This window comes from Siminovitchia fortis (genome assembly GCF_003605365.2).
In the GTDB taxonomy this organism is placed as follows: Bacteria; Bacillota; Bacilli; order Bacillales; family Bacillaceae_C; genus Siminovitchia; species Siminovitchia fortis.
On record NZ_QYTU02000001.1, the window covers coordinates 164,544 to 190,766 of the forward strand.

Annotated in this window: 27 protein-coding genes; 2 read left to right on the top strand and 25 right to left on the bottom strand. The window is 44.5% G+C overall.

What is annotated here, in order from left to right; all coding sequences use genetic code 11:
* Positions 1–25: 25 nt before the first annotated feature.
* Both D4N35_RS00925 and D4N35_RS00930 read right to left on the bottom strand, forming a co-directional pair.
* The gene (locus D4N35_RS00925; RefSeq protein ID WP_120068525.1) at positions 26–931 is read right to left on the bottom strand and encodes a deoxyribonuclease IV; all 906 of its coding nucleotides are present in this window, start codon (positions 929–931) and stop codon (positions 26–28) included.
* Between the two features lie 29 nt (positions 932–960).
* Positions 961–2,277 carry a DEAD/DEAH box helicase gene (locus D4N35_RS00930; protein WP_120068527.1) on the bottom strand — a complete coding sequence of 439 codons (1,317 nt, stop codon included), beginning with the start codon at positions 2,275–2,277 and terminating at the stop codon, positions 961–963.
* Between the two features lie 219 nt (positions 2,278–2,496).
* Between D4N35_RS00930 and vrrA the strand changes: the two genes are divergently transcribed.
* Both vrrA and D4N35_RS00940 read left to right on the top strand, forming a co-directional pair.
* Entirely contained in the window at positions 2,497–3,057 is a 561-nt protein-coding gene (vrrA, locus tag D4N35_RS00935; protein WP_390614502.1) for a VrrA/YqfQ family protein, read from the top strand.
* Between the two features lie 118 nt (positions 3,058–3,175).
* Positions 3,176–4,132: a 4-hydroxy-3-methylbut-2-enyl diphosphate reductase gene (locus D4N35_RS00940; RefSeq protein WP_120068530.1), complete on the top strand. Its 957-nt coding sequence runs from the start codon at positions 3,176–3,178 to the stop codon at positions 4,130–4,132.
* Positions 4,133–4,175: 43 nt separating this feature from the next.
* Here D4N35_RS00940 and D4N35_RS00945 read toward each other — a convergent pair whose 3' ends face one another.
* The 23 genes from D4N35_RS00945 to floA form a co-directional block, all read right to left on the bottom strand.
* Positions 4,176–5,294, bottom strand: coding sequence for a Nif3-like dinuclear metal center hexameric protein (locus D4N35_RS00945; protein WP_120068532.1), 1,119 nt, complete (start codon positions 5,292–5,294; stop codon positions 4,176–4,178).
* 1 nt (position 5,295) lies between these two features.
* Positions 5,296–5,994: a tRNA (adenine(22)-N(1))-methyltransferase gene (locus D4N35_RS00950; protein ID WP_120068535.1), complete on the bottom strand. Its 699-nt coding sequence runs from the start codon at positions 5,992–5,994 to the stop codon at positions 5,296–5,298.
* Positions 5,995–6,057: 63 nt separating this feature from the next.
* Entirely contained in the window at positions 6,058–6,414 is a 357-nt protein-coding gene (gene cccA / locus D4N35_RS00955; protein ID WP_120068537.1) for a cytochrome c550, read from the bottom strand.
* 145 nt (positions 6,415–6,559) lie between these two features.
* Positions 6,560–7,702 carry an acyl-CoA dehydrogenase gene (locus tag D4N35_RS00960; RefSeq protein ID WP_120068540.1) on the bottom strand — a complete coding sequence of 381 codons (1,143 nt, stop codon included), beginning with the start codon at positions 7,700–7,702 and terminating at the stop codon, positions 6,560–6,562.
* 305 nt (positions 7,703–8,007) lie between these two features.
* Entirely contained in the window at positions 8,008–9,138 is a 1,131-nt protein-coding gene (rpoD, locus tag D4N35_RS00965; protein WP_120068544.1) for an RNA polymerase sigma factor RpoD, read from the bottom strand.
* A gap of 34 nt (positions 9,139–9,172) precedes the next feature.
* Entirely contained in the window at positions 9,173–10,981 is a 1,809-nt protein-coding gene (gene dnaG / locus D4N35_RS00970) for a DNA primase (protein WP_120068547.1), read from the bottom strand.
* 26 nt (positions 10,982–11,007) lie between these two features.
* Positions 11,008–11,457 (bottom strand): YaiI/YqxD family protein, encoded by a 450-nt coding sequence (locus tag D4N35_RS00975; RefSeq protein WP_235870247.1) that lies wholly within the window; start codon positions 11,455–11,457, stop codon positions 11,008–11,010.
* Positions 11,458–11,703: 246 nt separating this feature from the next.
* Positions 11,704–12,510, bottom strand: coding sequence for a pyruvate, water dikinase regulatory protein (locus D4N35_RS00980; RefSeq protein ID WP_186306425.1), 807 nt, complete (start codon positions 12,508–12,510; stop codon positions 11,704–11,706).
* A 24-nt stretch (positions 12,511–12,534) separates the two neighbouring features.
* Complete coding sequence (gene ccpN, locus D4N35_RS00985) at positions 12,535–13,173, bottom strand: transcriptional regulator CcpN (RefSeq protein ID WP_120068552.1); 639 nt, start codon at positions 13,171–13,173, stop codon at positions 12,535–12,537.
* A gap of 88 nt (positions 13,174–13,261) precedes the next feature.
* Positions 13,262–15,328, bottom strand: a complete 2,067-nt coding sequence (gene glyS, locus D4N35_RS00990) for a glycine--tRNA ligase subunit beta (protein WP_120068555.1) — start codon at positions 15,326–15,328, stop codon at positions 13,262–13,264.
* Entirely contained in the window at positions 15,321–16,214 is an 894-nt protein-coding gene (glyQ, locus tag D4N35_RS00995) for a glycine--tRNA ligase subunit alpha (protein ID WP_120068984.1), read from the bottom strand. The genes glyS and glyQ overlap by 8 nt, the downstream gene beginning before the upstream one ends.
* A 277-nt stretch (positions 16,215–16,491) precedes the next feature.
* A complete protein-coding gene (gene recO, locus D4N35_RS01000; protein WP_120068558.1) occupies positions 16,492–17,244 on the bottom strand; it encodes a DNA repair protein RecO in 753 nt (250 codons plus the stop codon).
* 63 nt (positions 17,245–17,307) lie between these two features.
* On the bottom strand, positions 17,308–17,454 hold the full coding sequence (locus D4N35_RS01005; protein WP_120068560.1) for a YqzL family protein: 147 nt from the start codon (positions 17,452–17,454) through the stop codon (positions 17,308–17,310).
* A 91-nt stretch (positions 17,455–17,545) separates the two neighbouring features.
* Entirely contained in the window at positions 17,546–18,460 is a 915-nt protein-coding gene (era, locus tag D4N35_RS01010; RefSeq protein WP_120068986.1) for a GTPase Era, read from the bottom strand.
* Position 18,461: 1 nt separating this feature from the next.
* On the bottom strand, positions 18,462–18,932 hold the full coding sequence (locus D4N35_RS01015) for a cytidine deaminase (RefSeq protein ID WP_268920373.1): 471 nt from the start codon (positions 18,930–18,932) through the stop codon (positions 18,462–18,464).
* Between the two features lie 107 nt (positions 18,933–19,039).
* The gene (locus tag D4N35_RS01020; RefSeq protein WP_120068566.1) at positions 19,040–19,429 is read right to left on the bottom strand and encodes a diacylglycerol kinase family protein; all 390 of its coding nucleotides are present in this window, start codon (positions 19,427–19,429) and stop codon (positions 19,040–19,042) included.
* A complete protein-coding gene (gene ybeY, locus D4N35_RS01025; protein ID WP_120068570.1) occupies positions 19,413–19,886 on the bottom strand; it encodes an rRNA maturation RNase YbeY in 474 nt (157 codons plus the stop codon). Before ybeY ends, D4N35_RS01020 begins: the two co-directional genes overlap by 17 nt.
* A 2-nt stretch (positions 19,887–19,888) precedes the next feature.
* Positions 19,889–22,057, bottom strand: coding sequence for an HD family phosphohydrolase (locus D4N35_RS01030; RefSeq protein ID WP_120068573.1), 2,169 nt, complete (start codon positions 22,055–22,057; stop codon positions 19,889–19,891).
* Between the two features lie 113 nt (positions 22,058–22,170).
* Positions 22,171–23,145, bottom strand: a complete 975-nt coding sequence (locus tag D4N35_RS01035) for a PhoH family protein (RefSeq protein WP_120068576.1) — start codon at positions 23,143–23,145, stop codon at positions 22,171–22,173.
* A 3-nt stretch (positions 23,146–23,148) separates the two neighbouring features.
* The gene (gene yqfD / locus D4N35_RS01040; RefSeq protein WP_120068580.1) at positions 23,149–24,336 is read right to left on the bottom strand and encodes a sporulation protein YqfD; all 1,188 of its coding nucleotides are present in this window, start codon (positions 24,334–24,336) and stop codon (positions 23,149–23,151) included.
* A gap of 11 nt (positions 24,337–24,347) precedes the next feature.
* Positions 24,348–24,632: a sporulation protein YqfC gene (gene yqfC / locus D4N35_RS01045; RefSeq protein WP_120068583.1), complete on the bottom strand. Its 285-nt coding sequence runs from the start codon at positions 24,630–24,632 to the stop codon at positions 24,348–24,350.
* Between the two features lie 60 nt (positions 24,633–24,692).
* On the bottom strand, positions 24,693–25,184 hold the full coding sequence (locus tag D4N35_RS01050; RefSeq protein WP_120068586.1) for a YqfB family membrane protein: 492 nt from the start codon (positions 25,182–25,184) through the stop codon (positions 24,693–24,695).
* A 32-nt stretch (positions 25,185–25,216) separates the two neighbouring features.
* The gene (gene floA / locus D4N35_RS01055; protein WP_120068588.1) at positions 25,217–26,212 is read right to left on the bottom strand and encodes a flotillin-like protein FloA; all 996 of its coding nucleotides are present in this window, start codon (positions 26,210–26,212) and stop codon (positions 25,217–25,219) included.
* Positions 26,213–26,223: the final 11 nt, after the last annotated feature.

Sequence of the window (26,223 nt, forward strand, 5' to 3'; positions counted from 1 at the left end):
AAGCCCGCTTTTGCAGGCTTGTCCATTACTTTACAGTCAATTCTCCGGTAATTTTATCCAGTAGATCTCCATCAAATTTCCGGCCTTTGATCATGTCGATTTCATGTTTATAAGGTGCCTTTTTATTTTTCTTATCTGCTCCTACATAAGGAGTTTCCAATATTTTTGGTACTTCCAAAAGCTGCGGGTGATGGATAATATAGTCCAGGGCATCAAAACCGATATGCCCAAATCCGATATTTTCGTGACGGTCTTTCCGGGCACCGCGCTCATTCTTGCTGTCATTTACGTGAACGACCTTGATTCTGTCAATGCCTATCAAGCGGTCAAACTCTTCCAAAACACCATCAAAGTCATTCTCAATATCATAGCCTGCATCATGGGTGTGACATGTATCAAAGCATACTGACAGCTTTTCGTTATGTGTCACACCGTCAATAATCTGTGCCAGCTCTTCAAACGAACGGCCGCACTCCGAGCCTTTGCCGGCCATTGTTTCAAGGGCTATTTGCACATCTTGGTCTGTTGTCAATACTTCATTAAGCCCTTCAATGATTTTGTTAATTCCTTTGTCGGCTCCTTCACCTACGTGGGCACCGGGGTGAAGGACAATTTGTTTGGCACCTAACGCAGCCGTCCTTTCGATTTCCGACCGAAGGAAATTGACCCCAAGCTCGAAAGTAGCGGGATTGACCGTATTGCCAATATTTATGATATAGGGAGCATGCACAATCAGATCATCGATGCCGTTTTCCTTCATATGCAGTGTACCGGCATCGATGTTCAGCTCCTCAATCTTCTTCCTTCTCGTATTTTGAGGTGCCCCTGTATAAATCATCATGGCATTGGCACCATATGAGACTGCCTCCTCACTTGATCCAAGAAGCATTTTCTTTCCGTTCATCGATACATGAGATCCTATTTTTAACAACCTTCCTCATCCTCTCCATTGATCGGCCATTATTTCTTTTTATTTCTTTGAAGACGGCGTTCTCTTCTTTTTAATTTTTCAATTTCGGCGGCCATTTTCTTTTTGTATCCCGGTTTCACCTTTTTCGGCTTCCGTACATGAATTTTGGAGGTGCCGCTTTCTTTTTCTTTCAGCTGCATCCTGTTTTTTCGCCGGTTTCGGTCAGGAAGATCAACCCACTCTTCATCACGCACATCCTGATGGCCAAATTGAATTCCCATTTTCTCAAGCCGAACAATCGCATCTTCATCAGACGGCTCATATATTGTATATGAAACACCTTGATTGCCAGCTCTCGCAGTCCGGCCGGCACGGTGAATATAAAAATCCAAATCTTTCGGAAGCTCATAGTTGATAATGTGGCTTACCCCCGGGATGTCAATGCCTCTAGCAGCCAGATCAGTCGCAATGATGTATTGATATTCCAGGTCACGGACTTGTTTCATCATTCGCTTCCGTTCACGCGGAGTCAAACCTCCATGGATTCTTCCGATTTTTAACCCTTGCCCGGCTAATTGATTGGCTGCCTGGTCAGCCATCTGCTTCGTATTCACAAAAACGATGGCCAGGTAGGGATTGATGGATCGAAGTATTTGACCTAGAAGGCCGATTTTATTCCTGCTCCCCAAAGGAACGAGTACGTGTTCAATCTGCTCGGCTGCCAGCCGGTTTGGTGTTGCATGCTCAAATATTGGATTCTCCATATATTTTTTCAAAAAAGGTTTCAGCTTCTCCGGTATTGTAGCAGAGAAGACATACATTTCAAGGTCTTCCGGCATTCTGCCTGCAATTTGGTCCACGTCATGAATAAAGCCCATATCAAACAATAGATCAGCTTCATCAATAACGAGAACAGAAGCATTATGGACAAATAAAGCCTGCTCCCTTACAAGGTCGTGGATCCGGCCGGGAGTGCCGATCACGATATGCGGCTGCTGTTTCAACTTTTCGATCGTACGCTGTTTGTCCGTTCCGCCTGTAAATTTTCGCACGGAAATCTCTTCGCCTTCATTGGCTTCAGTGATTTTTAAAGCCTCCTGATAAATCTGGCTTGCCAACTCCCTTGTAGGAGCAAAAATCACTGCTTGAACTTGGCGCTGTAAGGGATCAATCCTTTGAATAATGGGCAGCAGATACGCATGTGTTTTCCCTGATCCGGTCTGTGATTGTCCGATGGCGCTCTGCCCTTTTAAAATAAGCGGGATCATTTTTCTTTGAATCATTGTAGGTTCCCGGAAACCCAGCTGGCCTAATGCCTTATGAATATATGGCTTGAATCGGTATTCTTCAAAACTGTAAACAGCCATTGGCTCACTCCTTTTTTAGAAAAGCGCAAGCGCCTTGCAGGCTTGTGCCATCGATTGGCGCAAGGCTCATAAGGGCTATCCCCTGCTAAGCTTTTATTATAATTGATTCATACACCAACTACAACAATGGCGACGGTTTCGGATATTTTGCCTAACAGGACATAATTTGGTCTTGTGCATACCCTGTCAGAATAGATGAAAAAGAAAGGAGGTATTATCGTGCAGCCAAGTAATTTCGGCAGACCGCCCATGGGATTGTTCGGGCCACGTGGCCCGCAGGGGGGCGCGGGGTTGTTCAGGCCTCCCGGTCCTCAAGGAGGCGGGGGGTTATTCGGTCCGCCAGGAATGCCGCCTGCTCAAGGCATGGACCGGGGCGGCTTGTTATCCCGTTTGTTTCAACGCCAAGTTCCTGCACAAGCGGGAAGATCTGCAGCAGGAATGTTTGCAAGGGCTCCCCAAGCAGGCGGAGGTTCTTTTTTACAGGGACTGACCAACCCCGGAGGCATCCAATCATTCTTAAACAACACTCAGCAAGTGTTAAGGACTGCCCAGCAAATCGGGCCGATGGTTCAGCAATATGGCCCTCTAATCCGTAACCTTCCCGCGATGTGGAAACTGTATAAAGGCTTTAAAGACAGTCCCGATGATAATGAAAAAGAGGAGAAAGAATTAGAAAGCTCAAGCAGGCCCTTGATCGAATCGGGGGAACACGAACAGGAATCTTCGAATGAAATGAGCACAGCCCAAAAAGGAGAATCAGTGCCAAAGCTGTATATATAGTGTTGATCAGCCGTTCAAACCTGGAACGGCTGTTGGCTTTTTCGCCAACAGTTCTATATAATGATATTAGAGGCATAATGTTTCAGGCTTTTGCCTGGCAATAGTCAGGAGGATATACATGCAAATTATTAAAATCTCACCCCGCGGATATTGCTACGGCGTAGTTGATGCAATGGTCATAGCACGTAATGCCGCTTTGGACAAGACGCTGCCGCGTCCAATCTATATTTTGGGCATGATTGTTCACAACAAACATGTGACGGACGCATTTGCCGAGGACGGAATCATTACACTTGACGGCCCGGACAGAAAGTCGATACTGGAGAAAGTTGATAAAGGAACTGTCATTTTCACTGCTCACGGCGTTTCCCCGGAAGTACGGGAACTGGCGAAGAAAAAAGGATTGACCACTATAGATGCAACCTGTCCGGATGTCACCAAAACTCACGACTTGATCAGGGAAAAAGAGCGTGAGGGATATGACATCATTTACATCGGGAAAAAAGGGCACCCTGAGCCGGAAGGAGCTGTGGGGGTCGCTCCTCATATCGTGCATCTTGTGGAATCATTGGAGGATGTCGAAAAACTCGATATCAACAATGATAAAATCATTGTGACGAACCAGACAACCATGAGCCAGTGGGATGTGGCACAAATTATGGAAAAGGTCCAGGAAAAATACCCGCATGCCGAAAAACATAAAGAAATCTGTCTCGCTACGCAGGTCCGCCAGGAAGCTGTGGCAGAACAGGCCGGTGAAGCAGACGTATTGATAGTTGTTGGAGACCCGATGAGCAACAATTCCAACCGGCTTGCCCAGGTCTCAGAGGAGATTGCGGGAACAAAGGCATATAGAGTGGGAGACGTTTCGGAAATAGATATTGAATGGCTGAAAGGTGCGGAAACAGTGGCGGTAACAGCCGGAGCATCCACACCAACGCCGATTGTCAAGGAAGTCACCGCTTTCCTCGAGCAGTTCAACCCGCTTGATCCTGAGACTTGGACCCGTGAAAATAAAGTACCGTTAACGAAGATCTTGCCGAAAATAAGAAAACCGAAACTGAATATAAACTAAAATCAAAAGGCCAGGAACACCGGATAAGGTGTCCTGGCTTTTCTTAAACAAACTTGAACGGATCAGTATCCGGTTCGGAAGGAATGAAAGTGACATCATACCCCAGTTCCTTTGCCCGTTGTCCAAGCAAATTGGCAAGCCCTTTTTTCATCACCTTTTCCACATGATGTCCCGGGTCCACGATATTTAAACCGATATTCATCGCATCGTGTCCGGTATGATAATAAAAGTCACCCGTCACATAAACATCTGCGCCTTTCCTCTTGGCATGCTGATAATACTTGTTGCCGTCCCCTCCGAGCACAGCGATTTTTTTCACCTTGGCCTTAAAGTCGCCTATCACCCGGACGCCATGAACATCAAGCGCTTCCTTCACATGGGCGGCAAACTCTCGGAGCGTCATTTCTTCGGCAAGCTCGCCGATTCGTCCAAGTCCAAGCTCTTCTCCCTTGAGGCTAAGCGGGTAAAGATCATATGCCGGCTCCTCGTAAGGATGGGCCTTTATCATTGCCGAGACAACTTTTCTCTCTATGGACTCCGGATAAATCGTTTCGATCTTAATCTCCGAAACTTCCTCCATTTTGCCTTTTTCACCGATAAAAGGGTTCGCTTCGCTTCCCGGCAAAAATCTGCCCGTACCCATTGTTGAAAAGGAACAATGGCTGTATTCCCCGATAAAGCCGGCCCCGGCTTCTCCAAGCGCTGCCAAAACTTGGCTGGCCTGCTCTACCGGGACAAAGACGGCAAGCTTTTTCATTTTTTCTTCATATGTAGGCACGAGCACAGAGGTGTCTTTCAATTGCAGGGCCTCTGCAAGCATATCATTTACCCCGCCTTTGGCAACGTCCAGGTTAGTGTGTGCTGCATAGACGGCAATATCATGCTTGATCAGCTTTTCAATCAATTTCGCCCCCGGTTCGTCTAGTGCGATTCTTTTTAATGGGCGAAAAATGACAGGGTGATGGGCAATGATCAGCTCCGCATTCTTTTCAATCGCTTCGTCCACAACATTTTCCAATACGTCAAGGGCCGTCATCACCGTGGAAATTTTTTTGTTTAATGTGCCGACCAACAAACCGATCGGATCCCCTTCCATTGCAAATTTTTTGGGGGCTAACTGTTCTAACATTTCAATGACTTGAAAGCCGTTCACTTTTTTCATTTCAACTCAATGCCTCCTCAACAATTGCAATTTTTTTCAACAACTCCCGCTTCTTCTCCTCCGTCTCCGGCCGATCCTTTGCTTTATCCATGCTGTTTAATATGTTTTGCCACCCCTTAAGCTCGGAAGACCATTTTTTGACAAAGACCGCATTCTTCTTTTTAAGCAAAAAAGGCCCCAGAAACAATTCACTCTCATTATACGGTTTGTATGGAGTTCCCCGCTCAGCAGCAAGCACTTCATAAATTTTTCCGTCTTCCTCCAAAATTTGTTCGTCTATCAGTTCCCATTCATTTTGCAATAACCAGCGCCTGATATGTTCGGCTCCAATGTTTGGCTGCAGAATAAGCCTTGAAACGCCAGCCAGCTTTTCTTTGTCTTTATCCAAGATCTGGGTTATCAACGGACCTCCCATGCCTGCTATGACGATGCAGTCCACTTCTCCCGGCTGCACCACTTCCAAACCGTCGCCTTTCCTTACATCAATCAGATGGCCCAGGCGGACTTTTTCAACCTGCTCTTTGGCCGATTGAAATGGGCCTTCCGCAATTTCCCCCGCCACCGCGAAAGAAGCTGCGCCTTGTTTAACGGAGTAGCATGGTAAATAGGCATGGTCTGAGCCGATATCCGCTATTTTCATTCCTTTTTTTATATAGGAGGCGACACAATGAAGGCGTTTTGACAATTGGTTCTCGTTCATATGATACTGCACCCTCTTTATAAAAAAAGTTCTTTGCCTTTTAGCAAAGAACTTTATAATAAGTTATTTCAGGTTTGCTATCCATTCCGCCATCTGATCTATATTGTCAGCAGGCACCAATCCGGCAGGCATGTTGCCTTTACCGTTGGCAAGAATGTCAGCTATTTCGTCCTTGGATAGTCCTGTACCATGAAGGCTTGGAATGGAACCTGATCCCTCCAAATTTTCCCCGTGACATGAAATACATGTTCCTTGGGCGTATTGCTCCGGATCGAATTCTTCGGCTTGCTCTTGATCGCCGCCTTCTTTTTCTTTTGCGATTTCTTTAGCATCTCCAATTCCTTTAATTCCAAGGAAAAAAACGAGTACAAGGCCTATAACCATAATTAAATAATACGGAACAAGCGGATTGCGTTTCATGACTTACCCTCCTTATGTAATAAACAGTTGATAAATATAAATTATGCAAACATCTACATTCTACTCGAAAATGAGCGGAAGGGAAAGTCTTTCAGCCGAGTTTTTACTTTTTTCGATATTTGGACATATAAATGGCGCTTTTCACTTAATAACACCCTACTTCTCTGGCAATAACCATACGCTGCACTTCAGACGTGCCTTCTCCGATTTCCAATAATTTTGCATCCCTCATCATCCGCTCCACTTCGTATTCGCGCATATAGCCATACCCGCCGTGAAGCTGGACTGCTTCATCTGTGATCTCCATGCATACTTCCGAAGCAAATAACTTGCACATGGATGCTTCTTTGGCAAACGGCCTGCCTTGATCCTTCAGCCACGCTGCTTTGTATACCATATTCCGTGCCGCTTCAATTTTCATTGCCATATCCGCTATTTTGAATTGTGTAGCCTGAAACTGGGACAGGGTCCTTCCAAACTGCTTGCGTTCTTTTACATACTGCAAGGCCTTATCGTAGGCCCCTTGGGCTATTCCGACAGCCATGGCCCCAATTCCGATTCTTCCGCCGTCAAGCGTTTTAAGAAACTGTTTAAAGCCTTCCCCTTCTTTTCCCAGCAAATGGTCTTTGCCGACTTTCACATTTTCCAGAACAAGCTCAGTCGTGTCCGATGCATGCAATCCCATCTTCTCATATTGATTGATAATAGTGAACCCTTCCGCATCGGTGGGAACAATTATTGCACTTATTTGCTTTTCTCCATTCTTTCTTCCTGTAATGGCCGTCAGCGCCACGTGCCTGGCGTACGAAGCATTCGTAATGAAGCATTTATTCCCGTTAATAATATAGTGATCTCCTTCTGGAACCGCTGTTGTCTGTGTCCCTCCCGCATCGGAGCCGGCATTCGGTTCTGTCAATCCAAATGCCCCCAAAGAATCACCCCTGCAAATGGGGATTAAATATTTTTTCTTCTGCTCCTCTGTCCCAAACATATAAAGAGGAGCGCCTCCAAGCGATATATGGGCAGAATAGGTGATGCCGGTCGAAGCGCACACCCGGCTTAATTCCTCTGTTACAATCGCAAAACTTACGGTATCCGCTCCCGCACCCCCGTATTCCTCCGGAAACGGCAGCCCCATCATCCCCAAATCGGCAAGCTTTTTAAATACTTCCTTCGGAAATTCGCTGTTCCTGTCCCGTTCTATGGCTCCAGGGGCAACTTCTTCACGGGCAAATTCCCTGATTGTCCGCCTGATCATACTTTGTTCAGAAGTTAAGTCAAAATTCATTTTACCCTCCTCCTGCCTTCTGTATCCGCTTTCATTTTATATTATATCCTGTTTTTCTTTTCCCTCTCAAGCATATATTATTTTAAAATAAATTTTTCTATTTCAATATATCTTTTATGACATATAATCAGTATATATAGAGAGATAAACATTATTTTTAAATAATAATATTTAGCTCTTTTAAATCTATCGACAAAAGGAGCCAAAATCCCGGTTTGCAAAAGCAAAATGGATTCAGTAAAATAAGTCTCAAATTTAAATAAAAAAAGCCCCCGGGATTTGCGGGAGGCGCATTGTATCTTAATTTATTCGAGAAAATCTTTCAAACGTTTGCTTCTGCTTGGATGTCTCAGCTTTCTTAGTGCTTTTGCTTCGATTTGTCTAATCCGCTCGCGTGTCACACCGAAGACTTTGCCGACTTCTTCCAATGTCCGGGTGCGTCCGTCATCAAGACCGAAACGGAGGCGGAGTACATTTTCCTCTCTGTCGGTCAATGTGTCAAGAACATCTTCGAGCTGTTCTTTTAGCAATTCGTAAGCCGCATGATCGGATGGAGAAGTGGCTTCCTGGTCTTCGATGAAGTCCCCAAGATGAGAGTCATCTTCTTCGCCGATCGGCGTTTCAAGGGAAACGGGTTCCTGGGCAATTTTTAAGATCTCCCTGACTTTATCAGGCGTCAGATCCATTTCTTCCGCAATTTCTTCCGGTGTAGGTTCGCGGCCGAGATCCTGGAGCAGCTGACGCTGAACCCTGATCAATTTATTGATGGTTTCAACCATATGGACAGGGATCCGTATTGTCCTTGCCTGGTCTGCTATGGCGCGTGTTATGGCCTGCCTTATCCACCATGTAGCATACGTACTGAATTTGAAACCTTTCCTATGGTCAAATTTCTCTACCGCTTTAATCAATCCCATGTTGCCTTCCTGTATTAAATCTAGAAACAGCATCCCGCGTCCCACATACCTCTTGGCAATACTGACTACAAGCCGCAAGTTGGCTTCCGCCAGCCTTTTCTTCGCTTCTTCGTCCCCTTGTTCGATCCGCTCGGCCAGCTCCACTTCCTCTTCGGCAGATAAAAGATCCACCCTGCCGATCTCTTTTAGATACATGCGGACAGGGTCGTTTATTTTAACTCCGGGAGGAACGCTTAAATCATTTAAATCAAATTCTTCTTCGTCTTCTTTTTCAATTTCATCCACATCCGGATCTTCATCCTCACCACTGTCTTCCTCGAGCACCTCAACCCCGTGATGGCTCAGCATTTCGTAAAACTCATCCATTTGATCGGAATCCAGATCGAAATGGGCAAGATTGCTTGCAATGCGTTCATATGTCAAAGTCCCCCGCTTCTTTCCTTGTTCAAGCAACGACTCTTTTGCCTGCTCGAGGGTTAGTTCATTTTCTGATACGTTGGAACGTGCTTTTTCAGCCATACGTCCCCCTCCTTCCAAACATTTGCGCACCCGGTTAAATACTTAATGAATTACGGAGAGAAATGATTTCCTGAGCAATTTCCAATGCCCGCTGGACATTATTGCTTCGCTCCGCCTCTCTTTGTTCCGATTGTTTTTCTTTTATCATTAACAATTTTGCATGATTCAACACATAATTGACGCAATCTTTTAATTCCTGCTCACTGTCTTCGCTGTCCACCGCCATCATTTCGATTTCGGTGACAACGGCCCGCAGCTTTTTATCAGGAAGATGATCCAGAAAAAGCAATGGATCCGGATCGTTCCCTGCAGCGTAATAACTTAATAAATAAGTGATAATTGCCTGGTGTTCATCATAGTAAAACGGCTGATTTCCAAGCATTTCCATAATTCGATAGGCAGCTTCCTCGTCCCGAAGCATCCTGGCCAGCAGCATCCTTTCCGCTGTCAAATGGGCCGGCAGCACACTTTGTCTCTTTTTCGGGACTTGGGCAAACCCGCCGGTTTGCTTCTGCTGCTTTTTCCCTTCCGCCTGAACAAGCTTCTTTTGCTGGTCCTCAAGCACTTCCAGTGAAAGTGAGAATTCCTCAGCCAGCTGCCGGGTATACAGCTCCCTTTCAATGGGATTGCCCAGCTTGCTCAATTCATTCATGACTTCTTCTATATACTTCAGCTTTTCTCCTTCATTTTGCAGGTTTTTTCCGAATCTGTAATAATGAAGTTTAAAAGCTGTCCATGCCAGTGCATTCCCTATTACATCCGCCCGGAATTTTTCAGCCCCGTATTTTCGGATATAGTCATCGGGATCCGTTCCCTTTGGGAGCATAGCCGCTTTTACTTCCATTCCTTGTTCAACAAGCAATGAGCCGGCACGGTTAGAGGCCTCAATCCCCGCCTGGTCCGAATCAAAACATAGGATGATTGTGTCTGTCAGCCTTCGCAGCAGACGAATATGTTCATTCGTCAAGGATGTCCCCATGACTGCGACGCCATTTTTCACATTGGCCTGATCAGCGGATATGACATCGGCGAATCCTTCAAACAAGACCGCATATCCCTGTCTCCTGATTTCACTGCGTGCTCCATTGTAATTGTATAGAAGCGAGCTTTTATTAAAAATGGCTGTTTCCGGGGTATTTAAATATTTAGGTGAATCATCATTTTCCACAGCTCGTGCCGAAAAAGCGATGGTCCTGCCTTTTGCATCAAGCAAGGGAAACATGACCCTGTTGCGAAACCGATCGAAAAAGCCGTCGCCATTTTCTTTTTTTACAATCAGTCCTGCCTTTTCCAGCTCTTCTTCCGCGAAACCGCGTTTGGTTAAATATTTCACGGCCAAATCCCATTCAGGCAAAGAATAGCCAATTTTGAACTTTCTAATACCCTCGGTTGAAAACCCACGCGATAGAAGATACTGAAGCGCACCTGCTCCTTCTTTTGTATTCAGCAATAAATGATGATATAGTTTACCCAACAGCTCATGGGCGTCAATCATTCTTTGGTGCTCTGAAGGATAGCCGTCATCTTGCCTTTTATCCGTGTTCTGGATCTGAAGGGGGATGCCCCCTTTATCGGCTACAATGGCGGCTGCTTCCTGGAAAGTGATGCCTTCGGCATCCATTAGAAAATTAAATACATTTCCGCCGGCCCCGCAGCCAAAACAATGATATATCTGCTTTTCAGGTGCCACGGAAAATGAAGGAGTATTTTCGCTGTGAAAAGGGCATAATCCAAAATAATTTCTTCCCTGTTTTTTCAACTGGACATATTCATTGATAATATCGACAATGTCCACAGACTGCCTGAGTTCGCTTATCTTTTCCTCTGGGATCCTTGCAGCCACTTGTAAACATCCCCATCTATAACTTTTTATTCACTAATTAACATTTTTCGACAAAAATTATCGAAAACTGCAAGAAATCGATGACGGTCTTCATCTTTAAACGGCTTAGGCCCTTTCCAAAATTTCCCCCGTTCCCTGTCTTTTGCAGCTAAATACCGAAAATCAAGCGCCGTATCTATTGTTTCTTCCTTGTATTCCGTTCCCCTGGGTGAAAAGACATAAACACCTTTTTGAAGCGCGAGGCTTGCGAGCCCTATATCTTGTGTAACCAGGATATCTCCCCTTTTAGCATGGTTCAGGATATAAAGGTCGCAGGCTTCCCTGTCCGGATCGACAAAAGTCCAATTGTCACCTTCTTTGACAGTGGAAGGCTTATGATAATATGAAGCAATAAAAAACACTTCCAGCTTCAGGTCTTTCGCGATTTGAGAAATTTCTTCTTTTACAGGACAGGCATCCGCGTCGACAAATATCACCCTTTTTTTATGGGCATAATTATTTATTCTGCATCCCTCCGCAGATTCCTTCTTATTTTTAATCCCTTTTTTAAAATTGGATGACAGGGTTAAATATAATCACAATAAATATTGTATTCCTTTACCCGTAACTCTAACCCTTTTAATTTCCATAAACGCAAATTTTTATTATAGCGTATTTTGCCGAATTTGCCCAGTGAAAGGGATTGAAAAAAATTATCACGAAAAAGAGCGCTGCGTAAGCGCTCAATGGCTATTTAATTTAAAGTTGATAATGATATTGGCCGTTTCTTCAACCGCTTTATTTGTTACATCAATAATGCGGCATCCGATTTTCTCGGCAATCCTGTCAAAATACTCAATTTCACGGCGGATCCTTTCAATATTCGCATAAATGGCATTATCATCAAGCCCCAATGTCAGCAATCTTTCCCGGCGGATTTCATAGAGCTTTTCCGCACTGATTTTTAAGCCTATGCATTTATCCGGATCTATTTTGAATAATTCCTCCGGCGGGTCCACCTCAGGTACGACAGGAACGTTTGCCACTTTATATCTCTTATGGGCGAGGTATTGCGACAGCGGTGTTTTGGATGTCCTGGAGACCCCGACTAATATTATATCCGCCCTGAGCAGCCCCCTTGGGTCCCGCCCGTCATCGTATTTAACAGCAAATTCAATTGCTTCCACTCTTTTGAAATAGTCCGCATCAAGCTTGCGTACGAGACCCGGCTCGTTCAGCGGTTTCTTGTCAAACGTTTCCTCAAATGTCCTCATTAACGGCCCCAGAACATCGATGGCATGAACGTTGGATTCCCGTGCTCTATCAACCAAATAATCTCTTATTTCCGGTTTGACCAATGTAAAGATAATGATTCCGTTGTTCATCTTTGCCAATGAAATGACTTCATCGATATTTTCCGGCTCCTCAACATAAGGAATGCGTTTAATCGCGGCATTCGGCCCGGAAAATTGGCTTAATGCCGCTTTTGTAACAAGTTCGGCAGTCTCGCCCACGGAGTCTGACACTACATATATCATCGGTTCCGTCATGATTATCATCTCCCGTCATGTCAACTAACCTTCTTGCTCTGCAAGCGCCACAAACGCTTTTGTTATATTCGTTTTCGTAAGCCTGCCTATTACTTCATAACCAGAATCCGTCTTTTTTACCACGGGAACTGCATCAATCTGTGTATCGATCAACTTTTTAGCAACGTCAATCAACAAATCATCCTTCTCACACATCGTAATATTGGGCATCCTTGTCATAATGATGTTAACCGGCAATGTTGATAACTCCTGCTTGCCAAGGCTTGCCCTTAATAAGTCTTTCCTGGATAATACCCCCGCCAGATGATGCTTGTCATCTGTTACAAATACGGTTCCGACGTCTTCCAGGAAAATAGTGACAATGGCATCATAAACAGAAACATTTTCATTGACGACTACAGGGATTGACTGAAAATCTTTGACTGTCAGCTTCTTCATGCTTTCGGCCAACAACTGTGTTCCGGTTTTCCCTGTATAAAAGTATCCCACTCTTGGTCTTGCATCCAAATACCCGGCCATTGTCAAAATGGCTAGATCCGGACGCAAAGTAGCCCGTGTGAGGTTCAGTTTCTCTGCGATGTGCTCTCCCGTGATCGGGCCGTTTTCCTTGACGATTTCCAATATTCTATCCTGTCTTTTGCTGAGTTCGATCGTGCTCACCACCTATGGACATGAAATGAGACATACTTATTAGAATTAGTATATACTATTTAACCGTTAAAGAGAATCTCATCCATAAAAGGTACATAGTTTATTTCACCTGAATTTCATTCATTATGGCAAAGCTTCCAATCAAATCAGAGAGCCTTTTCATTTGCGCAAGCCGATTTTTTCTAATTTTGCCGTCTTCCGCCATGACCATTGTATGATCAAAATAGGCAGAAATCATCGGTGACAGGTTTTTAAGTGCTGTAAAACGGCCTTCAGGGTTATTTTCAGATTTAAATATATTGAGCACTTTTTGATATTCCTGATAAAGCTGTTTTTCCTCCTTATTTTCAAGTAAAGCCGCATTCACTTCGCAATCATCTTCCGCTTTCCGGGCAATGTTCATTACACGGGCCAATGATTCAATCGTTTCTTTGAAATCTCCTTCATCTTTATGTTCGTCCAGGGTGCCGGCCCGGCCAATGATGTCAGGGATGCCATTTAGTTCTCCGCCCATTACCGCCTCAATTATGTCATAACGGATGTTTTCTTCCTGAAGAAGATGCTTGATCCGCAGTTTAAAAAACTGAACGAGACTTTCCGCCAATTCTTCTGTTTCTATGTTTACATCCTCTTTGGTAATTTCAATGACACAGTGGAGAAGTTCTTCCAGGGAGATGTTCCAATTCATCCCTTTCAATATGTTGACAACACCAGTTGCATTTCGGCGTAAAGCATATGGATCATGTGAACCTGTCGGGATCAGGCCAACAGCAAAAGCCGTTACAATTGTATCCATTTTATCGGCTACTCCGACAATTGCTCCGGTAAGGGATTCAGGAATGCCATCCTGGGCATGGCGCGGTTTATAATGTTCGTTGACAGCTTTGGCGACTTCTTCATTTTCTCCTTTCTGAAGGGCATACTTTTCACCCATCACGCCCTGCAGCTCCGGAAATTCATCCACCATGTTTGTAACAAGGTCGAATTTGCAGATTTCGGCAGCCCTGTCAGCCAATTGTTTTTCATCTTCTGACAACCCCAGAAGGCTGCTTAATTGTTGGGTGATTTTTTGAACTCTGTTGACTTTTTGAGCCAATGTACCGATTTTCTTATGATAAATAATGGATTCAAGTTTTTTCAAAGCATCTTGGATTTCAAGCTTTTGATCCTCTTCAAAAAAGAATTCCGCGTCAGCCAATCTTGCGCGCAATACCTTCTCATTCCCTTTTGCCACAGTATCAATATGGCTTTTGTCGCCATTTCTGACTGAAACAAAATATGGAAGCAGATTCCCTGTTGAGTCCTTCACAGGAAAATAGCGTTGATGGGTTTTCATTGAAGTAATAAGCACTTCTTCCGGAAGAGCCAGAAATTTCTCATCAAATTTCCCATAAAAGGCAGCTGGATATTCCACAAGATTTGTGACTTCCTCGAGCAAATCATTCTCGGCAGGAACAACCCACCCGTTTTCTTTTTCCAAATCCGCTATCTGCGCTGCTATTTTCTGCTTTCTGGTCTCTTCATTCGCGATGACAAATTGGGATTTAAGGGCCTTTTCGTAATCTTCAGGATGATTGATCGAAATATCTTTTCCCAAAAAGCGGTGTCCCTTCGTCATCGTCCCGGCAGAAATTCCGGCAACAGTGAATGGGATCACTTCATTGCCAAATAAAGCAACAAGCCACCTGATCGGACGGATGTAACGGAGCTGATGACTTCCCCATTTCATGCTGTTTGGAAAATGCATGCCCTCCACCAGTTTTTGGAGCTGCGCAAGCAGGTCAATTGTCTTTTCCCCTTTTATAAATCGTTTAATATGGGCGTATTCAACTCCTTTAATCTCCTTGAAATAAATGTCATCCGGAGACATTCCCTGCGAGCGGCTGAAGCCCAGGGCCGCTTTTGACCAGTTGCCGTTTTCATCCTGTGCAATTTTCTTCGCCGGCCCCTTTGCTTCCTCTTCCGTATCCTGCTGTGCTTCCGCTACATCTTTTACAAGTACAGCCAATCTTCTTGGCGTGGAAAAAGGATACAGGCGGCCGTGCTCAATTCCATTTTCATCCAGCCAGTTTCGGATCTTTTCCTCCAACTGCTGAATGGAACCGTGTATAAACCTCGCCGGCATTTCTTCCAAACCGATTTCAAGCAATAAATCACGTTTATTCATGGCTGCATTCCTCCTTCTCGTGCTGTAAAATCGGAAAACCTAATTTTTCCCTTTCATCATAAAAAGTCTTTGCCACATGACGAGCCATATTTCTCATCCTGGAAATATAGGCTGTCCTTTCCGTTACTGAAATCGCTCCTTTTGCATCCAAAAGATTAAAGACGTGGGAGCATTTCAAAATATAGTCATAAGCCGGGTGTACAAGTCCAAGATCCATCTGCCTTTTTGCTTCTTTTTCATACTTGCTGAATAAAGTGAAAAGCAGGTCCTGGTCAGAAGTTTCAAAAGCATATTTCGAATGTTCATATTCAGGTTGATAAAAAATATCCCTGATTGTAAATCCATCCGTCCATTCCAAATCAAAGACATTGTCTTTTTCCTGAATATAAGAGGCAAGACGTTCAATGCCATATGTCAATTCAACCGAAACCGGTTTGCACTCCAAACCGCCCACCTGCTGGAAGTACGTAAACTGGGTGATTTCCATTCCATCCAGCCATACTTCCCAACCAAGGCCGGCGCATCCCAAAGACGGGTTCTCCCAGTTATCTTCTACAAAGCGGATATCATGCTCAAGCGGCTCAATCCCAAGCTTTCTTAGAGAATCCAAATACATTTCCTGAATATTTTCCGGCGAAGGCTTCATAATCACCTGAAATTGATGATGCTGGTATAGCCTGTTCGGATTTTCTCCGTACCTGCCGTCCGCCGGTCTTCTGGACGGTTCTACATAAGCCACATTCCACGGCTCGGGACCGATTGCCCTCAAAAATGTATAGGGGCTCATCGTACCTGCTCCTTTTTCCACGTCATACGCCTGCATTAAAATACAGCCGTAATCAGACCAATGCTTTTGCAAAGTCAAAATCATTTCCTGTATATTCATATCATTCATCCTTTCAGTAAAATAAAAAACTCCCGTCCCTATGCTCACATCAGCATAGGGACGAGAGTTAACCCGCGGTTCCACCCTATTTGCCGTAAAAACGGCCACTTTAAGTCTCCCGCTCGGGACTGCCTTCACTGCAGTTACCATGCCCGGCTTGCACCTTCCCGGGTTCGCTGAAATGGAATGATACAGTTACTACTTTCCGTCTTAGCAGGATATATTATAGTACTATGAATAAAAATAATCGAAACGAAGCCGGTTGTCAACCTCTGCCTTACAGCTTGTCCTTCAATGAATCCATCTGATCCAAAAAACGCTTGGACTTGATATGGAGCCCGGAATACTCATCGTAATACATATCAATCGCTCTTTTCAGCTCTTTTTTCGTCTCCGGCTTGACTGAAATGGTGCCAAGACGATTCAAGTCAAAATAATAAAATAAACGGAGAAGTTTAATCGCATTTTGGCTCATAGGCAAATAATGCGGATCCCTTTCAAGGCAGCGGTGGCAAATCAGTCCGTTTTCTTTGATGGAAAAGCCAAAGCTGCCTTCAGTCGCACCGCATATTGAGCATTTCTTCATTTCCGGATAGAGCCCAAGAACCTGAAGCATTTTCATTTCAAAAATATGGGTGATGATACCCGGATCATAATCCTCGCTTATATAATTCAGCGATTGATGCAGCAATTCAAATAAATATGGGTTTGGTTCGTTATCCTGGGTGCTTCTGTCAACCATCTCAACTACATAGGAAGCATAGGCGGTCTTAAAAATATCCTCTTTCAAGCCCCTTAAAGGCGAAATGATCTCTCCCTGCTGCATGGTGCCAAGGCCGCGTCCAGTCTGAATTAAAAAATAACCGTATGTAAACAGCTGGGAAACTGCGGCAAGACGGCTGTTCGTTTTTTTGGCTCCTCTTGCCATCGCGGAAATCTTTCCCGCTTCCCTGCTGTATATGGCTGTTATTTTATGTGATTCACCATAATCCGTTGTTCTGATTACAATGCCTTCAAATTTTTCCAACATATCGCTTACCCCTTTTACAGTATCATACTGCATCGGGTGTTCAAAAAAAAGCAAATGAATCGGTCATGAAACGGGATAATCGATCACATTGGGCTTGTCGGCAATCGGCAGAGTATTCATCATGTGTTCTTCTTTCTCCAGTTCCTTGAGAAGCAGGTAAATATCAATGTTCCCCGTCTTCTTAAAAACTTTCCAAGTAAACTCATACATTTGAAACCCGCCTTTCTTTATGATGGTTGTATGAATATGTTTGTCTATAAGCCCCAGAAAGATTCTGCGTAAAATTTGCTAAACCAGCCAATTAATATTCGTCGTCTCTAAAACCAAAATCCCTTAAGTAGGTAGACTTGTTCCTCCAGTCCTTTTGAACCTTGACCCATAGTTCGAGAAAAACCTTGGACCCAAGAAGGTTCTCAATATCCCGCCGGGCACGCTGCCCGATTTCCTTCAGCATTTTCCCTTGTTTTCCAATCACAATCCCTTTCTGGGAATCACGTTCTACAACGATCGTCGCCATGACATGGATAAGATCCTTATTCTCTTCCTGCTTCATCTGATCGATGACAACAGCGATTGAATGCGGCACTTCCTCCCGTGTAAGATGAAGTGCCTTTTCACGGATCAATTCGGATACAATGAACCTTTCCGGATGGTCGGTCACCTGATCGGAAGGGTAATATTGGGGACCTTCAGGCAAACACTCTTGGATCTGCTGAATAAGCCGCTCGACATTATTCCCTTCCAACGCTGAAATCGGAATGATTTCCTTGAACGGGTACATATCCTTATATTGCTCAATTAAGACAATCAACTGATCAGGATGTATCTGATCGATTTTATTGATGACCAGAAATACCGGAGTTTTTACATTCTTCAATTGCTCGATGATAAATTCATCACCGCGTCCATACCCTTCTTCAGCATTGATCATGAACAGTATGAGATCGACTTCCCTGAATGTATTGATTGCAAGCTTGATCATAAAATCTCCAAGCTTATGTTTCGGTTTATGGATACCCGGGGTGTCTATGAAAACCATCTGCGCATCATCAGTTGTCAAAACACCCTGAACCTTGTTTCTGGTCGTTTGCGGTTTATCGCTCATGATCGCTATCTTTTGGCCAATCACCCTGTTTAAAAAGGTTGATTTTCCTACATTCGGCCTTCCGATGATGGAGATGAAACCCGATTTGAATTCCCTTTCGCCTCCGGCCATTTCATTCATGCATATCACCCGCCATAAAAGCAAACGGGAGCAGATCCCCCACTGTAAACTCCTGCACATCCCCTTTGCTGTTGGTCAAGATGACTTTCATGTCTTTTGGACAATGCTCTGCAATAACCTGTCTGCATGCTCCGCACGGAGGCACCGGGCGTTCGGAATCAGCTGTAACGGCAAGCATGTCAAAAGCTTTTTCACCTTCTGAAAGCGCTTTAAATATTGCAGTTCTCTCAGCACAATTTGTCAGCCCATAGGAAGCATTCTCAATATTGCATCCGTGATAAATCGTTCCGTCCTTCGTTAACAGTGCAGCTCCAACCGGAAATTTCGAGTATGGAACATACGCTTTCTCCTTGGCGCTTATTGCTTCTTTCATCAATTGTTCCTTCATGTCATGATTCTCCTCATGTCTTACTTCTAATTTTACTACATTTTCATAAAAAAAGTTATCTTTTTTTAAATAAATTTTTGGATAATTGCCACAAGTCCATCCTGTTCTTAGGATGTAAGATTATTTTATCCGAATGGGGATCGGGTTTCAAATAAAAACAAAAACTGCCCAATGAATCAGCATCACCGGAACAGCTCCACAATTTTCGGTATGAAAATGATAAGCCCGATCACCACTGTTATGACGGCATAAATCAGGACGGCCCCTGCCGCCATATCCTTTGCCTGCTTGGCCAAGGGCCTTATTTCCTCTGTAACGAGATCAATGGTTTTTTCAATCGCTGAATTTAACAGTTCAAGGGAGAACATCCCAAAAATACAGATGAGTATAAAAAGCCATTCCACTTTGCTCAATCGGAAAGTAAAACCGCATATACTGACAATCAGGGCTGCGGTTAAATGGATTTGAAAATTTTTTTCCGTTTTAACGGCGTGCCACAATCCCTGAATGGCATAGGTGAAAGAATCGACAAGCCGCCCAAAGGAGAATGGATTTTTATCTTTCCAAGCCATAACTCTTCAAAATATCCTCTTGTTTTTTGAACATGCGTTTTTCATCTTCATCATTCATATGATCATACCCAAGAAGATGAAGAAAACCATGCACCGTCAAAAATCCGAGCTCCCGCAAATAAGAATGGCCGTATTCTTCCGCCTGTTTTTCCGCCATTTCAATCGAAATGACAATGTCTCCCAACATCCTGGGAAGATTTTCAACACCGGCTATTTCTGTTTCCCCTTCTCCCATTTCTTCCATTGCAAAAGAAATGACATCCGTCGGGGAATCCTTCCCCCTGTACGCCATGTTGAGTTCCTTTATGGATTCATTGGTAACGAAGGTGACGGAAAGCTCACTTCCCCCTTCGACATTTTCCGTTTCTGCCGCAAGTTTTAACAGCTCTTCCAATAACCTTAATTGTTCTTCTGTCACACTATCTGTTTCATCAATGAAGTCAATTTCCAGATTCATCTTCACATCACCTTCTGCTCCTTATTTCCCGGATATTCAATCCTTGAGTGAAAAATACCGCTCAACGTTTCGCAAAATGTTGATTTAATGGTCTCCAATTGTTTGATTGTAATATCGCATTCATTCAATTGGCCATCCAAAAGCCGGTCTTGGACAATGGAGTCGACAAGCGACCTGATTGCTTCGGGTGTCGGCTCGTTCAAGGAACGGACCGCTGCCTCCACGGAGTCCGCCAGACTGATGATGGCTGCTTCTTTTGATTGCGGTTTCGGGCCGGGATACCTGTAATCCGACTCTTCCACATCATCCGATGTTTCCGCTGCTTTGTAATAAAAGAACTTCAGCAGCGTGGTTCCATGATGCTGTTTTGCAACATCTACGATTTCCTTCGGCATTTTATGCTTCTTCAATTCCGCGGCACCGTCCGTAACATGCGCAATAATGATATCTTTGCTTGTTGCAGGCTGCAGCTTATCATGCGGGTTTTCCATGTTCATCTGATTCTCTATAAAAAAATGCGGTCTTTTTGTCTTTCCGAGATCATGGTAATAGGCCGCAACTCTCGCCAGCAGGCCGTTGGCACCGATGGCTTCGCATGCCGACTCAGCTAAATTGGCCACCATTACGCTATGATGGTAAGTGCCTGGAGCCTCAATGAGAATCCTCTTTAACAATGGATGATTCGGATTGGACAACTCAATCAGCCTCATTGTTGATAATATACCGAATCCGGCTTCAAGGAAAGGCAGGATCCCCATGGTCAAAACTGCGGACAATATCCCGGAAACCACACCATTAATAATAAAATATAAATACTCCATATTGGTAATCTGGCCGCTTCCGATAAACTGCAGAAAGAAAATAAGCAGCACATTGACCAAGGCAACGAGCAGGCCGGCACGCAACAAATTAAAGCGTTCGCTTTTATCCGACAGGAACATGATTCCTGCAAGGCCGCTGAATAAAATGTATAACGCAATTTCAACATCTATTGTTCCCGAAATGCCGTCATGGAAAACGATGCTTCCGCATGCAGCCAAAATGATGGCCATGAGCAGGGCAAAGCGCTCATTGATCATGACTCTGATCAGCATAGGAGCCATCGCAGCGGGAAACAGATAGGCGATGTCATACTGTTCAAGCCCCTCCATCAGGCTGATAATCTTCATCAGAACAATAGCTCCTACAAAGACAATTCCCAAAAGCAGCAAATAGCTCTGCTTCTTTTCTTCAGGCTCATTCAGTTTCGTAAAAGGGATATATAAAGCACCGATTAAGAGCAGCACAAAGATGGCAAGTCCAATAAACGGCTTGATTGTCGGCTTGCTTTTCAAAAGCCCAAGCGTGTCAAGCTGCCGGTAAATATCTCTGTCAATGAGATGACCTTCCTGAACGACTATCTGTCCCTGTAATATTTTAACAGGTTCCACTTCATTCATCGCTTGCTGCTTTCTTTCTTCAGTAAGCTTGGGATCATAGACTTCGTTTGCGATTATGGCATATTTTCCAAGTTCAATTGAGGCATTTTCCACATTCTTTTCCAAGCCGGCCGACTTGATTCTGCCGATAAGGTCTGAACTGACATTGTTCACTTGATCCTCGCGGATTTTCCCATTCATGATCGTTTCCACATTGCTAACCAGGATGTTCCTTGCTTTTTCCAATTCAGATGGATCAGCTTCCAGCAGCTGTAAAAGAGTCTGATCTGAAATCGTTTCAGTCACATCCTCGGTTACATCGGCCGTGAGCTTCGATTTTAACAATGCGAGTTTGGAAGATGCCAGCTGGGAGCCCTCTTTTTCCGCTTTACTTTCTTCCGCTTCTTTCTTTTTAGCTGACTCCTCCTTATTCACTTCATTTACAAAATCAAAAATGGACGTAAGCAGAAGCACCCTGTTTTGGGCCACCTCTTTTCTATGTACATACACATTTTCGACTTCTTCCGCGGCTTTATTCCGTTCTTCCGCGGTCTTTTCTTCATCTTCGATCGTTTTCGGGGAGCGGATCGTTTTATCAGCGACAGAAAAAAGTTCCATGTCATAGGTTTCGGGCTTGACGTCCGTGTAAAGGATCGCAAATAATAAAAGGCCTAGCACTGAAAAGACAAGACCCGTAAACAGCTTATAACTAAGAATCTTCCGTATATTCCTTATATATTTTTGAAAATACATCAATTCCCCTCCACCGCCTTTTTTGAAAAAAAAAGCATTCCTATGTCAAATATAGCAGTTTCGGAGAGTAAAGGCACTACCTAATTATACTTCAAATTAAAGAATCCCCGAACTTAACGCCCGGGGGTTGTTTCATTTTGTGCATATGCTTTGATGACCCTTCCTACAAGAGGATGGCGGACTACGTCACCCTCTTCAAAGTGAATAAAGGCAATGCCCTTTACTCCCTGCAGGATGACTTCGGCCGTAGCAAGGCCGGATTTAACTCCGGGCGGAAGGTCCACTTGGGTTGAATCCCCGGTTATGACCATCTTGGATCCAAATCCAAGCCTTGTTAAAAACATTTTCATTTGTGCGTGGGTAGTATTTTGGGCTTCATCCAAGATAACAAATGCATCATCAAGGGTCCGCCCCCTCATATAGGCAAGGGGTGCAATTTCGATTGTTTCCCTTTCGATAAGCCTCTGGGTATGTTCAGCCCCCAACACATCATGGAGGGCGTCATAAAGCGGCCTTAGGTAAGGATCCACTTTTTCTTTTAAATCTCCCGGTAAAAAGCCAAGGCTTTCACCAGCTTCAACAGCCGGGCGGGTCAATATGATCTTATTGATCTTGCCGCTTTTCAATGCTCCCACAGCCATGACGACGGCAAGATATGTTTTTCCCGTACCTGCGGGCCCAATGCCAAATACCAGGTCATTTTTCCGGACAGCCTCTATATAATGGCGCTGTCCAATCGTTTTGACCCGGATGGCTTTGCCTTTTGCATTGCGGGTGATTTCCTCATCATACAGTTCAGAGAAATACTCTATTTTTCCCTGTTTCGCCGTCTGGGCCGCATAGGCGGTATCCCTGAGCCCGATTCGTATGCCGCTCCTTATGACAGCGAGCAGCTGTTTAATCGTTTCCTCTGCAAGAGCAGCCGCTTCAGGAGGACCCGTGACATTCAGTGTTTCCCCGCGGGTCACAATTTTAACGCCAAATTCGTCTTCAAGCATTTTTAAGTTGCTGTCGCCATTTCCAAATAAGACAGGAGCTTCATCATCGCCGTCCAGTTGTATTTGATTTGTTATAAATTCATCTGCCATTTGTTAATCTCCTTGAGTGACCGGTTTTTCTTTTGCAATATTTTCTATCACTTGGAAATAGATTGTCAGCTTAACTTTACCATTCTCCACTTCTTCATGCAAAATAATCTCATCGTCGATGCGTGCGTCTTCAGGAATATTTTTGGCCAGATCCCTTCTTGCCAGTTCTCTTCCGGCCTCCCGGGCTTCTTTTTTTGTAAGTGAACGTTCATATTCCTCCGTCGCTCTAGCCGTTTTTTCAACGTAGGCTAAAGGCAGCTGCCATCCAAGAAAGCGGACAGGATGAACTTCGGTTTCCACCTCGTAGTTTTTGAACCCTGTCTTGCCGAACCCCCATACAGGCACTGAAAACGAGCCGAATTTTAAGGCATGTGTTCTTTTTTCCTCACCGCTAAAAACTTGAAAAGTTGACTGCAGCGGAAATTCCGCATGTGTTTGATACCATGTTTTACCCCATACTTCACCACGGGCAGGAATTGTTTTTGTTTCTTCATCATTGCCTATCGTTCCGGAAACAAGGATCTGTCCCTTTTCAACAAATTGATTCACTTTAACGAGCGGTTTTCCTTTTTCCACAAACATCTTTTCTATCACCGCCTTTTTGGTTGCAACAAGATGCGATGGTGAACGGGTTTCCTGTTTTTTGGGTTCCGTTTTTTCCACTACTTGAAAGTGGAAGGTTGTCCCTTTCAACTCAACACCAATCCATGTAATATTATCAACCCGTTCGGTCAATTCACGCTGGATCTTTTCCAGATCCTGATTCAAAAAGTGGGAAGTACCGATCTGGACTCCTATTTTTGTCAGTTCCTTCCTGATTTTATGTTCCGTTTCCGGGTTTGCCCCTTTTATCTCAATCCCCCAAGTGATGTTGGAAAGAACGGTGATTAAAATAATAAATGATAACATCCCGACTAAAAACCCGCTGTTTTTAAACAATCTCTTCCACAGAAAAGGGGCTCCTTCGCCGCGGACGAAGGAAATCCGGCATTCAAAACGGCGTGCGGCCTTTCTTAATTTATGTATGTCTCGAAGCGGGATATAAAAAAGCATGGCACCCGACTTAAACCGTTTCACTTTCCATATGGCAATTCCGTCCCTCGTCATTTTGTTCAGCAGGAGCTCCAATCCTTGTCCATCTGCTCTAACCAGTACCCTTCCTGACAGAAATGTGATCCAACGGTTCTTCATTTGTGCCACTCCTATTCTTTCAAATACAAGACTTCACTTATTTTTCCTTCCAGCAAAATTTCTTCCGGAAGGATTGTTTTGATTACGAAAGAGTTCCCTTTTATAAGCAGCTGGCCCTGCTTAAGAAGCAGCCGCACCTCCTCATCGGAGAATGCAAGAAGCCCCTTATGGTTCTCGATATATATGTGCAGTTGACCGATGATTGTTACGCGAGGGAGGTCCATCATTACATCGGGCGGCAGCTCCATTTTTTCTGTCGCCCACTTGCGAAATCGGTGTGTCCATTTTTTCGCCATGAAAAAGAACCCCCTTTCATCTCATATGTATGAGTTGAAAGGGGGTTTCATCACTTTATTTTAATACCGGCCGTATCTTCTTTTGGCCCTTGGAGGCCCGAGAACTTCCGACATGATGATACCTTTGACAATATCATTCTGTTGGAAAAAAGGTTCGATATGCGGCTGTTCTTTGTTTTCCTTGACCGCTTCCGATTTTGTATGCAGCTCACGGGCCCTTTCCTTATAAGCTGCCGCCTCTTTTTTGAGTTCCTCCATTTTGTTTTCAGCCTCAGTCTTCTTGTCCTCAATCTGAGGCTGCATTTGAGACAATAGTATTTCTGCCGCCTCTCTTAAGCTGCGCGGCCTTTCCGCAAGTACAGGCTTCGGCTTTTCCTGGACAGGCTTTTTGCTGGCAGGAGGGGCCGGCCTTTCCTGCTGCCTGGGCTGAGCCGGTCTTTTATTTGGCCTGCTGGGCTTTTCATGATTGGCAGCCCGCTTTTTTTGCTCACTTGCCCTATTTACAAATAAACTTATTAGAGCAATGACTATAATCGGCAAAAACTGTTCCAAAGGAGTTACCCCCTTTCATTGTGCCACAAAACTTACTCCGGCTTATTATTATCCTTCGGCTTTGTCATTCTTCCGATGGAATCACGCATATCTGTATCCGCATCAATGTTGCGGAGTGATAAATAATCCATGACTCCAAGGTTACCAGACTTGAGCGCTTCGGACATGGCGAGCGGTACTTCCGCCTCCGCCTCTACCACTTTCGCTCTCATTTCTTCGACGCGGGCCTTCATTTCCTGTTCGCTGGCAACAGCCATTGCCCTTCTTTCTTCGGCTTTCGCCTGAGCAATCTTCTTGTCCGCTTCGGCCTGGTCTGTCTGCAGCTGGGCACCAATGTTTTTGCCGATATCCACATCAGCGATGTCGATCGAAAGAATTTCAAATGCAGTCCCCGCATCCAGCCCCTTGGCCAAAACTGTGCGGGAAATCATATCAGGGTTTTCAAGGACTTTCTTATGGTTGTCACTGGATCCGATTGTGGAAACAACCCCTTCACCGACACGGGCGATGACAGTTTCTTCCCCTGCTCCCCCGACAAGCCTGTCGATGTTGGCACGTACGGTAATCCTTGCTTTTGCTTTAACCTCAATTCCGTCCATAGCCACACCTGCAATAAATGGCGTTTCAATGACCTTCGGGTTAACACTCATCTGAACCGCTTCGAGAACATCACGGCCGGCAAGGTCGATGGCTGCGGCACGTTCAAATGTCAATTCAATATTTGCCCGCTGGGCAGCAATCAGGGCATTCACGACACGATCCACATTACCTCCTGCCAAATAATGGCTTTCAAGCTGGTTTGTTGCAACCGGAAGCCCGGCTTTGTGTGCTTTGATCAAAGGTTCAACGACACGCCGTGGAATAACCCTTCTCAGCCTCATACCAATCAAAGTGAAAATACCAACCTTAACACCGGCGGCCAATGCGGAAATCCACAGGCCAATCGGAACAAAGGTGAATAAAACAGATAAAACAATAATCGCTATTACGATTATAACCAATAAAAACAGCGTTTCAGCACCAAGCATTCAGTTTCCTC

Bases quoted from the DNA above. Each gene is read 5' to 3' on its own strand.
- era (WP_120068986.1), bottom strand. From the start codon at position 18,460: ATGGCCGGAGGCGAAAGGGAATTCAAATCGGGTTTCATCTCCATCATC.
- D4N35_RS00945 (WP_120068532.1), bottom strand. From the start codon at position 5,294: ATGAAAAAAGTGAACGGCTTTCAAGTCATTGAAATGTTAGAACAGTTA.
- yqfD (WP_120068580.1), bottom strand. From the start codon at position 24,336: ATGAAGAACCGTTGGATCACATTTCTGTCAGGAAGGGTACTGGTTAGA.
- floA (WP_120068588.1), bottom strand. From the start codon at position 26,212: ATGCTTGGTGCTGAAACGCTGTTTTTATTGGTTATAATCGTAATAGCG.
- rpoD (WP_120068544.1), bottom strand. From the start codon at position 9,138: ATGGCTGAAAAAGCACGTTCCAACGTATCAGAAAATGAACTAACCCTC.
- D4N35_RS01030 (WP_120068573.1), bottom strand. From the start codon at position 22,057: ATGTATTTTCAAAAATATATAAGGAATATACGGAAGATTCTTAGTTAT.
- yqfC (WP_120068583.1), bottom strand. From the start codon at position 24,632: ATGGCGAAAAAATGGACACACCGATTTCGCAAGTGGGCGACAGAAAAA.
- D4N35_RS00980 (WP_186306425.1), bottom strand. From the start codon at position 12,510: ATGACGGAACCGATGATATATGTAGTGTCAGACTCCGTGGGCGAGACT.
- cccA (WP_120068537.1), bottom strand. From the start codon at position 6,414: ATGAAACGCAATCCGCTTGTTCCGTATTATTTAATTATGGTTATAGGC.
- recO (WP_120068558.1), bottom strand. From the start codon at position 17,244: ATGTTGGAAAAATTTGAAGGCATTGTAATCAGAACAACGGATTATGGT.
- D4N35_RS01035 (WP_120068576.1), bottom strand. From the start codon at position 23,145: ATGGCAGATGAATTTATAACAAATCAAATACAACTGGACGGCGATGAT.
- D4N35_RS01020 (WP_120068566.1), bottom strand. From the start codon at position 19,429: ATGGCTTGGAAAGATAAAAATCCATTCTCCTTTGGGCGGCTTGTCGAT.
- D4N35_RS00950 (WP_120068535.1), bottom strand. From the start codon at position 5,994: ATGAACGAGAACCAATTGTCAAAACGCCTTCATTGTGTCGCCTCCTAT.
- D4N35_RS00940 (WP_120068530.1), top strand. From the start codon at position 3,176: ATGCAAATTATTAAAATCTCACCCCGCGGATATTGCTACGGCGTAGTT.
- D4N35_RS00930 (WP_120068527.1), bottom strand. From the start codon at position 2,277: ATGGCTGTTTACAGTTTTGAAGAATACCGATTCAAGCCATATATTCAT.
- ybeY (WP_120068570.1), bottom strand. From the start codon at position 19,886: ATGAATCTGGAAATTGACTTCATTGATGAAACAGATAGTGTGACAGAA.
- D4N35_RS00960 (WP_120068540.1), bottom strand. From the start codon at position 7,702: ATGAATTTTGACTTAACTTCTGAACAAAGTATGATCAGGCGGACAATC.
- D4N35_RS01005 (WP_120068560.1), bottom strand. From the start codon at position 17,454: ATGTATGAGTTTACTTGGAAAGTTTTTAAGAAGACGGGGAACATTGAT.
- glyS (WP_120068555.1), bottom strand. From the start codon at position 15,328: ATGAATAAACGTGATTTATTGCTTGAAATCGGTTTGGAAGAAATGCCG.
- glyQ (WP_120068984.1), bottom strand. From the start codon at position 16,214: ATGAATATACAGGAAATGATTTTGACTTTGCAAAAGCATTGGTCTGAT.